Annotated in this window: 7 protein-coding genes; 1 reads left to right on the plus strand and 6 read right to left on the minus strand. The window is 59.8% G+C overall.

The annotated features are described in order from the left end of the window. Window positions 1–1172 precede the first annotated feature (1172 nt). The 5 genes from K8W16_RS01630 to K8W16_RS01650 all read right to left on the minus strand — a co-directional run bounded on the left by K8W16_RS01630 (window position 1173) and on the right by K8W16_RS01650 (window position 6904). The gene (locus K8W16_RS01630; RefSeq protein ID WP_304120574.1) at window positions 1173–2723 is read right to left on the minus strand and encodes an ATP-binding protein; all 1551 of its coding nucleotides are present in this window, start codon (window positions 2721–2723) and stop codon (window positions 1173–1175) included. Between the two features lie 2 nt (window positions 2724–2725). Beyond that, window positions 2726–3502 carry a response regulator gene (locus K8W16_RS01635; protein WP_304120576.1) on the minus strand — a complete coding sequence of 259 codons (777 nt, stop codon included), beginning with the start codon at window positions 3500–3502 and terminating at the stop codon, window positions 2726–2728. A gap of 206 nt (window positions 3503–3708) precedes the next feature. After that, entirely contained in the window at window positions 3709–4569 is an 861-nt protein-coding gene (ispH, locus tag K8W16_RS01640) for a 4-hydroxy-3-methylbut-2-enyl diphosphate reductase (RefSeq protein ID WP_304120577.1), read from the minus strand. 12 nt (window positions 4570–4581) lie between these two features. Then, window positions 4582–6162 carry a murein biosynthesis integral membrane protein MurJ gene (gene murJ, locus K8W16_RS01645; protein WP_304120579.1) on the minus strand — a complete coding sequence of 527 codons (1581 nt, stop codon included), beginning with the start codon at window positions 6160–6162 and terminating at the stop codon, window positions 4582–4584. 160 nt (window positions 6163–6322) lie between these two features. After that, window positions 6323–6904 carry a hypothetical protein gene (locus tag K8W16_RS01650; protein ID WP_304120581.1) on the minus strand — a complete coding sequence of 194 codons (582 nt, stop codon included), beginning with the start codon at window positions 6902–6904 and terminating at the stop codon, window positions 6323–6325. Window positions 6905–7174: 270 nt separating this feature from the next. Between K8W16_RS01650 and metK the strand changes: the two genes are divergently transcribed. Further along, complete coding sequence (gene metK / locus K8W16_RS01655) at window positions 7175–8350, plus strand: methionine adenosyltransferase (RefSeq protein WP_304120583.1); 1176 nt, start codon at window positions 7175–7177, stop codon at window positions 8348–8350. Window positions 8351–8427: 77 nt separating this feature from the next. Here metK and K8W16_RS01660 read toward each other — a convergent pair. Next, window positions 8428–8808 (minus strand): helix-turn-helix domain-containing protein (locus K8W16_RS01660; protein WP_304120585.1); only part of this gene is annotated, 381 nt, incomplete at its 5' end.

The following is an 8808-nucleotide window of genomic DNA, read 5'->3' on the forward strand; positions in this document are numbered from 1 at the left end:
GGAAAAACGGAGGGGCTTTTCATCGTTCGTCGCTCAGAAAAGGAGCGAGGGATTATCTGTCCCGCCCCGGATCATGCGGAGCCGGACGGAACGGTTCCGGCTTTTTCGGCGCAGGCTTGGGCGCGGGCTTCTTCACCGAGGGGTTCACGGGCTTCGGTGCAGGCTTCTGTACGGCGGACTTTGCCGGCTGCGCATAGACAGGCTGAGGAACCGCCGGGGGATGCGGCTGCGCACCGGCGGGGACGGAAAAAACAGATGCCGCAAAAAGACAGCTCAGGACAAGGGGAAATACTTTCATGGTACGCTCCTGCACATGCGGGCAAGAGACAAGACGATGCCAAGAAACATTCGACGGACACCGACCCTCAATACAAAAGACGGAACTCACGAACCGACCCGGCAAAATGTCGGGGCTCTTCAAAACCTACCTGCGACCGTCATGAGGGCCGGGGTTCGGGCGGGGAGCATCGGGCTTTCCAGGCGCCGGAGAAGGACGATGAACCTCCGACTTCGGACGGGACGGGGCAGGCTTTACCGCAGGCTTCGGACGGGGCGGGGCCGGACGATACGTTCCATGGGAAGGAGGCGGAGTATGGTAATCATGGTGAGGAGGAACACAACCAACCAGAAACAGGCAGCTCAGCACAAGGGGAAAAACTCTCACGACAACCTCCTGAAAAAATTCCCCTCCCGCCTTCCGGCGGAAGGAAGAGAAACGCCCCTTACCCAGGCATGCGGGCAGAAACCGGGCCCCGGGCGCATGACGGCAACAAAGAGAGGCTGCAGACAGACCATACCTTCGGAGCACTCTCCGGCGCGCTTTCAGAAAGCCGAAGCCTCAGAAAAAGCCGCCTTCCCTGAAGACGGGTACGCAACCCATGCATGCGCTGAAGAGCCGTATTTTTCGCGAAACGCAGGCCTTTACGGCGAAAGGCGGCGACTGCTTCTCAAGCGTCACCCGCTCAGGGAAGCCTTACAGCCACCTCGGTCCCCAGTAATCCATGTGTGGAGCCTCGTGCGCAGGCCTTCTCGGCGGAGAGTCATGCCCGTCACTGCGCGGAGCGTCATAGCCCGGTCCTTCGTGCGGAGGCGGGGGAGGCATGCAACCCGCAAGGGTAAAGGCCGCACAAAAAACGGCAATCAGGCAAATGCGATGCATAGCGTACTCCTTTTCATCTTGCGCCCGGGGAGCGGCGGAACGTGGCCGTAGCACGCAGCCCCCCTTCGGGCCGGTTTTCGAGCGTCACGTCACCGCCGTGCATGCGGGCCATGCTCCGGGCAATGGAAAGCCCGAGCCCGGTGCCGCCGGTACTGCGGTTGCGCGACCGCTCCACCCTGTAGAAAGGTTCAAACACCTTTTTGAGTTCCGCTTCCGCGATACCGGGGCCGCTGTCGGAAATGACGACGGAGAGCATGTCGTCCCCATCCACAACATCCACCACCACATGTCCCCCATAGCGTAAGGCATTATCCATAAGATTGGCAAGGCAGCGCTTCATACTGAGAGGCCTTGCCGAAAGCGGACGTATGGAGAACATGGCCTCCGGATCCTGAAGGCGCTCCTCAAGCTGAATATCAAGCCCCATATCCTGCCTGTCTTCCACAAGGCTTTCAATGAGCGACATGACATCCACCATGGCCACGTTTTCGCTTTTGCTGCGTGCGATATCAATGGTGGTATCCATAATCTGCTGAAGCTCGCTTATGTCCTTCTGAAGGGGCGCTCTCTGACTTTCGTCGAGCTGCTCCACGCGCAGGCGCATGCGGGTGAGCGGGGTACGCAGATCGTGCGACACTGCGGCCAGGGTGCGTTCGCGCTCATCCAGAAACTCGCGTATGCTCGTCTGCATGCGGTTGAAGGCCTGCGCGGCCTCCCTCACCTCACTGGGGCCGGTTTCCGGCAGAGCCGGAGTTCTGATATCGCGGCCGAAGCGGTCGGCGGCGCGGGCCAGGCGGCGCAGAGGCTTCACGCATAGATAGAAGGCCAGCAGGCTTATGGCCACGAAAAACATTTCAATGGCAATGATGCTGGTAAAGGGAAAATACGGCATGGGAGGATAACCGGGGGCGGAATCTTCAATGACTACCCATGTACCGTCGTGCAGGGGTACCACGGCCGTGGCCTGATACACGGAAGGCCCCCTGGTCCGCTTGGCCTTGGAAAAATACTGCCAGACCGACTGCCCGAAAGACTCCATGGGGCTCGGCAGGTTCAGCTCGCGCACGGCGAGCATGGCGCGGCGGGGCACCTCGTCGATCCTCTTGTCTCCTCCATGCATCATCCTGCCGTGATGCGGCCTGCTGTCGCCGTACAAGCGGGAAAGAGAAAGGTTCAACATGTATTCCATGAGCACGGAAGCCTCGCGCAGATCCTCATCGTTCACGGTGAGCGACGGGCAGGAGGAAGTGAAGCTCACAAAAAAGCCCCGGCTGTTGAACTGCTCGCGCAGCACGAAACGGATTTCCGCAGAGGTGGCATCCAGAAGAGCTGCGACCTCAGCCATGCGGCGGGCCCGGTCGGCCATGAGCCCGCGCATGAAGTAGAAGTGCCGCGACTCCCCGGCGTAAATGGTGGTGAGCAGCAGCATGGTGAAAAAACCGCCGGAAAAAATGAGAATGAGCCGCGCGAACAGAGAATCGGGCGTAAGCCGCACGAAAAAACGGCGCATGCGGGAAAGCGCGCCCCTGCCCGGAGAAGGAATCTTCCGGCTTTCCGCAGCCATGGCTATTCCACCGTAATGGCGCTGGTGAACACATAGCCGTCACCGCGCACAGTTTTGATGAGCTTGTTCTCACGGCCCTTGTCGCCGTCGCCGGTGTCGCGCAGACGGGCGCGCAGACGGCAGACCTGGACATCAAGGCTGCGATCGAAGGGGCTGCGGTCGGTTTCCTGCCCCTGGAGCTCGTCCTGAATGAAATCGCGGCTGAGCACCTTCTGCGGATGTTCCAGAAAAATGGTGAGGAGCCGGTATTCCGCCCCGCTCAGGTTCACCACCATACCCCCGGGCGCGATAAGATGGCGGGCGGAAACGTCCAGCGTCCAGCCGCTGAAATGGTAGGCCTTTTCCGGCCTGCCCGCCTCGGCCGACACGTCGGTCGCACGGCCGGAACGACGCAGCACGGCGCGGATACGGGCCAGAAGCTCGCGCGGCTGGAAAGGCTTGACCACATAGTCGTCGGCTCCGAGCTCAAGGCCCACCACACGGTCGGCAGTATCGCCGAGGGCGGTGAGGAAAATCACGGGAAGGGAGGAAAGCCCCTCCGCAGAGCGGAGCTTCCTGCAGAGCGACAGGCCGTCTTCGCCGGGCATCATGATATCAAGTACAATAAGGTCGGGCTTTTCCTGCTCAAGGCTTTCAAACATGGCCTTGCCGCCGTCGGCCACACGCACCAGAAAGCCGTGCTGCCGCAGATAGTCGGCCATGAGGTCGCGTATATCCTGATCGTCGTCGACAACCAGCAGAGAAAGGGAAGCAGTAGGGGTAGTTTCGGTATCGGGCATGGCAATATCCTCCGGGACGATCTGCATCGACTATAGCCCGGAGCGGGGTCGAACGCACCTTTTTTCCTGTTACAATATATTGCAGAAAAATTGCTTCTCCTTGCCCGGCCTTTCGCCCGAAGATACCTACAAAACACCTCGCGCTCCGCAAGGCTACTTCCGCCATGCCCCGGGCCTCACGACCCGCAATCTTCCGTAAGGGAGCCTTACGCCATAGCGCGCAGTTTTTTCTCCACTTCGTCGATGATATACCGGGGAGTGGAAGCCCCCGCGGTAAGCCCCACAGCGCGTACTCCGGCAAAATCCGCCTCGTTCAGTTCCCCGGCCGTTTCCACAAGCACCGTAGGTACGCCGCGCATCCTGGCCAGCTCCGCAAGGCGCCTCGTATTGCCGCTGGATTTACCGCCCGCCACCACCATGGCCTGCACTCGCGCGGCGATTTCCCCGGCTTCCTCCTGGCGCTCGCGCGTAGCGTCGCAGATGGTGTCAAGAACAACGAGTGACGCACCGAGACGCGCCACAAGGCGACGATTCATCTCGTCGAAAATCTGCCTGTCCTGCGTGGTCTGGGCCGCAAGTACCACGGAGCGCCCTTCCGGCGGTGTTTTTTCCAGCATGGCCTCCATCTCCGCAAGGGAGGAAAAGATACGACTCTCCCCCGCCGCGTAGGAAATCAGGCCCCGCACCTCGGGGTGCTGCGCCTCGCCGTAAAGCAGAAGTTCCCGACCAGAGGCCGTGGCCTCGGCTATGGCAAGCTGGGCCTTCTTCACCCGGGGACAGGTGGCGTCTTCCACCCTGGCGCAACGCCGGCGAAGTTCCGCCTCCACATCCCGCGGAATGCCGTGGGCACGGATGAGCACCGACATGTCGGCCTCGGCCTCCCCCACGGAATGAAGGCATTGCACACCCTTGCGCGCGTAGTCTTCCAGCACCTGCGGGTTATGGATGATTTCCCCAAGAGTGGCCACTCTTTCGCCGGGCCGGGACGCTACTATGGTATCGAGCTTATGCAGGGCCAGCGCCACGCCCATGCAGAAGCCCGCATGACTTGCGCGTACGACATTCATGGAATTCCTCCGTCAGCGTTGCCCTGTGCGCCTTACGCGCCGCAGGAAGGGAGAGGCCACCACATAGAAATAATCCCGGTGGAAAAACCAGGTCAGCACGAACCAGGAGCCTACGAACAGAATCCCGCCTGTAAGAAGCACGAGAAACTGCTGAAGCAGGGGATGCAGACCGGAAAGCAGGCGGAAGCCGTCATGCATCACGGCGAGCATGATGCCGCAGCCGGGCATGGAAATAAGCGTATTGCGCCACGCTACGCCCCATATCCCGGCAAAGGCACCCCCGGCAAAGCGCCTCTCGGCAATGACGAGCAGCACCAGGGCGTACACGGCGATGCAGGCCGTGGTCACCAGCGCAACTCCCCGCGCCCCCATAAGCGGAATGAAAACAAGATATCCCGGCACGGCCAGGAACGTGGCCAGCGTGCCCACCACGGCGGGGGTGAGCGTGTCCTGCATGGCGTAGAAGGCGCGCCCCGTCACCTGCTGCAGGAGCCAGAAGGGCACGGCCAGCATCATGATCTGCAGAAGCGGAGCCGCCCCCACGGTGTGGGAAGAAGAAAAGCTTCCGCCCTCGAAAATGAAGCCCAGCACGGGGCCGGCGGCAGTGATCATCCAGGCCGTGACGGGAACGGCCACGATCATGCTGTTTTTCATGGTACTGCCGAGAGTGGCGCGGAATTTCTCCATATCCCCGTGCGCGGCAAGGGAAGCCAGGAAGGGGAAGGAGGCCACGCCCGCAGCCTGGGCCACCACGCCTACGGGCACCATCATGATGCGTCGGGCATAGTTGAGCAGGCTCACGGCCCCTTCTCCGGCCAGGCTTCCGAAAATACGCACGAACTGCTCATCGAGCACCACCACGGACTGCCCTATCATGAGCGGCAGAGCCATGAAGAGAAACTTCTTCATAAGCGGGTGCGCAAGGCCGGGCATGAAGCGGAATCCGCCCGCGCGTACGGTAACGAGGGGAAGAAGAAAAGCTCCCACGGCCGCGCCTGCAAGCACACCCCAGCAGAATCCCTCCATGCCCCGGGCAAGGCCGAGATACGGCAGCCCCACGCCGAAAAGCAAGATGAAACCGTTGTACAAAAGGGGCATGAGCGCAGGCACCGCAAACTGATGGCGGATATAAAGCACGGCCGAAAGGCATGCCCCGGGCAGGAAAAAGACCTGGGCAGGAAGTACGATGCGCAGAAAAGAAGTCAGCCTCTCGCACTGGGCCGCGTCGAACCCCGGCGCGACCAGAGGGGCGAGCGCGGGCGCGGCTGCCCATGCCAGGAGCGAAAGCACCCCGATGGAAAGCGTGGCCCAGCAGAACACCGTTCCGAAAAAGCGCCAGCCGTCGGCCTCATTCTCCTCAAAACGCCGGGACAAGAGCGGGATGAGCGTGATGGAAACATAACCTCCCGCCAGAAGATAGTTCAGAAAATCAGGGACGACAAAAGCCGCGAAATAAATGTCGGCTTCTCCCCCCGCTCCGAACTGCCAGGAAATGATCTTGTCGCGGAAAAGCCCCATGAAACGCGAGACAAGAACGCTGAACGCCATGATAAGGGCGGCCGCGCCCATTTTCTGCCGTGAGGTAAGCGCCATATCAGCCCATCAACCTTTTTTTACAGAACACAGCCCGGGGCACGCCCGACGGCTGAAAAAACGAACCGCCCCGGAGAAAATGCGGGGCATCCTCCATGCACCCATCATGCCACAACCCGCCGTTCCCGTACACTCGGCAGAGCTCCCCTCCGGCGCAAAACTACAGCGGAAGCCCGAAAGAACGGGCATGCGAAAGTATGCGCACGCTCTCCGGCGGTATGACCACATACTCGCGGCTGAGCGGCCGCCATGCATCGGTAAGTTTCGCATACGGCAGACAGTAAAGCGCGCCCGCCTCCAGACTGCAGTCCAGAAAGTGCAGCCCTTCCATATCCATATAATGCCCCACCGTCCAATGATCCACATAGGGCTTTTCCGAAGGCGGAGCGATGCGCAGAAAACGGAATACCGAAACCAGGGGCATGGGGGGCCTTGCACAGGAACGGAGCGTTTCCCACACCTCTTCACTGCCGGCGTTCGCATCAAAGGGCGCGCGCACCTGAAGGGCAGGAAACTCGTGCCGCCGCACGTCGTCGAGCATGAAATCCACCAGCGCCGTGTAATCGGTCCTGTGCTCCAGAATCCGGCTGAACTCCTCGGGATCCGCCGCCTGTGCGGAGAGCGTACGGTTGAAAATCCTGCGAGCCTGCAGCGGCCCCAGGTTGAAAAGCACCTGGAGGGCGTTGAGCACCGCGTACATGGCGCAGAAATTGTCGATTTTTCCTTGATAGAACGGCTGCATGACAAACTCCCGGGCAGGCTGAGAAGCAGGAGGACCCTGCGGCCATGCCAGGAGCCATCCTTCTGTTTTCCTTTTCTTTCAGGGATAGCCTTCCCATGATATCCCGTCAAGAAGCTGGACAGTCCGCACCGGCCTGTGTATAGTATCTCCCGAAACGGCATATTACCATAACTTGATATAAAGATATGCCCCCTCTCTGGGCGCTTCCGGCCCAAGGCGTCCAGTCCCTACCGTAGCCTCCGGGCGCACAGTGAACTTCAAGGAGAGAACATGATCCCCTCTAAAGGCAGATACCTTTTCACCTCCGAATCCGTCACCGAAGGCCATCCCGACAAAGTGGCCGACCAGATTTCCGACGCCGTACTCGACGCCCTGCTGGCGCAGGATCCCGATTCCCATGTAGCCTGTGAAACCCTGGTGACTACCGGCATGGCTATTGTGGCCGGCGAGATCACCACAAAGGGCTATGCCGACCTGCCCGCCATTGTGCGCCGCACCATCCGGGAAATCGGCTATATCGGCTCCGACATGGGGTTCGACGCCCAGACCTGCGCCGTGATTTCTTCCATCGACAAGCAGTCCCCGGACATTGCCCAGGGCGTGGTCCGCGAAAATCCCGAAGACCAGGGCGCGGGCGACCAGGGCATGATGTTCGGCTTCGCTTCCAACGAAACTGACACCCTCATGCCCGCCCCCATCTACTGGGCGCACCAGCTTTCCCTCCAGCTTGCCCGTGTGCGCAAGAACGGCATTGTGGACTTCTTCCGCCCGGACGGAAAGACGCAGGTATCCTTTGAGTATATCGACGGCAAACCCGTGCGTATCAACAACGTAGTCATTTCCACCCAGCATTCCCCCAAGGTCAGCCACGACGACATTGTGGAAGCCGTGAAGAAGGAAGTCATACGCCCCATCCTGGAGCCCACCGGCTACTTCGACGAAAAGAACTGCGAAATCTTCATCAACACCACGGGCCGTTTCGTTATCGGCGGCCCCATGGGCGACTGCGGCCTCACCGGCCGCAAGATCATCCAGGACTCCTACGGCGGCATGGGCAATCACGGCGGCGGAGCCTTCTCCGGCAAGGATCCCTCCAAGGTAGACCGTTCCGGCGCGTACATGGCCCGCTATGTGGCCAAGAACATCGTGGCCGCCGGCCTTGCCGAGCTCTGCGAAGTGCAGATAGCCTACTGCATCGGCGTGGCCGAACCCGTCTCCGTGCTGGTGCACACCTTCGGTACCGGCAGGCTGCCTGATGACAGACTGACGGAAATCGTGCGCGAAGTGTTCGACCTGCGCCCCTACTTTATCTGCAAGCGCCTCGACCTCAAGCGCCCCATCTACACCAAGGCCTCCTGCTACGGCCACTTCGGCCGTGAGCTTCCCGAATTCACTTGGGAAAAGCGCGACGCCGTGGCGGATCTTCTCACCGCCGCCAAAATCTGACGATAAGCGACAATACAAAAAGGGAGGGAGCGGCGTAAAAGCGCCTTTCCCTCCTTTTTTCATGCCTCCCCGCGTCTTCACTTCGGCATTGAAACGTCTTTCAGGTAATCCGCAAGCCTCACGATGGAACGAATCTGCTCCTCCGACAATTGGTCCAGCACCTGCTGCACGGCTTTCCCTCCGCCTTTATTTCTGACGATATTATATTTCTTCATCTTATAATATAATGTGCTTCTTGGGATAGCAAGTTCCGCAATGACTTTTTTCATATCCCAGTTATTTTTTTCAAGAGATGAAATAATTTTCTCTTTTTCACTCAACCGTATATTATTCATATTTCCTTCTGATTTTGAAGGTAACATAAATGAAGGCAATGATGAAGCCGTAATAACGGAACCGTTTGTCATATATACGGCACGTTCTATGACATTTTCCAGTTCTCTGATATTGCCCGGCCA

The organism is Mailhella massiliensis (assembly GCF_020741395.1).
In the GTDB taxonomy this organism is placed as follows: Bacteria; Desulfobacterota; Desulfovibrionia; order Desulfovibrionales; family Desulfovibrionaceae; genus Mailhella; species Mailhella massiliensis_A.

Bases quoted from the DNA above. Each gene is read 5' to 3' on its own strand.
- K8W16_RS01630 (WP_304120574.1), bottom strand. From the start codon at position 2,723: ATGGCTGCGGAAAGCCGGAAGATTCCTTCTCCGGGCAGGGGCGCGCTT.
- K8W16_RS01635 (WP_304120576.1), bottom strand. From the start codon at position 3,502: ATGCCCGATACCGAAACTACCCCTACTGCTTCCCTTTCTCTGCTGGTT.
- ispH (WP_304120577.1), bottom strand. From the start codon at position 4,569: ATGAATGTCGTACGCGCAAGTCATGCGGGCTTCTGCATGGGCGTGGCG.
- murJ (WP_304120579.1), bottom strand. From the start codon at position 6,162: ATGGCGCTTACCTCACGGCAGAAAATGGGCGCGGCCGCCCTTATCATG.
- K8W16_RS01650 (WP_304120581.1), bottom strand. From the start codon at position 6,904: ATGCAGCCGTTCTATCAAGGAAAAATCGACAATTTCTGCGCCATGTAC.
- metK (WP_304120583.1), top strand. From the start codon at position 7,175: ATGATCCCCTCTAAAGGCAGATACCTTTTCACCTCCGAATCCGTCACC.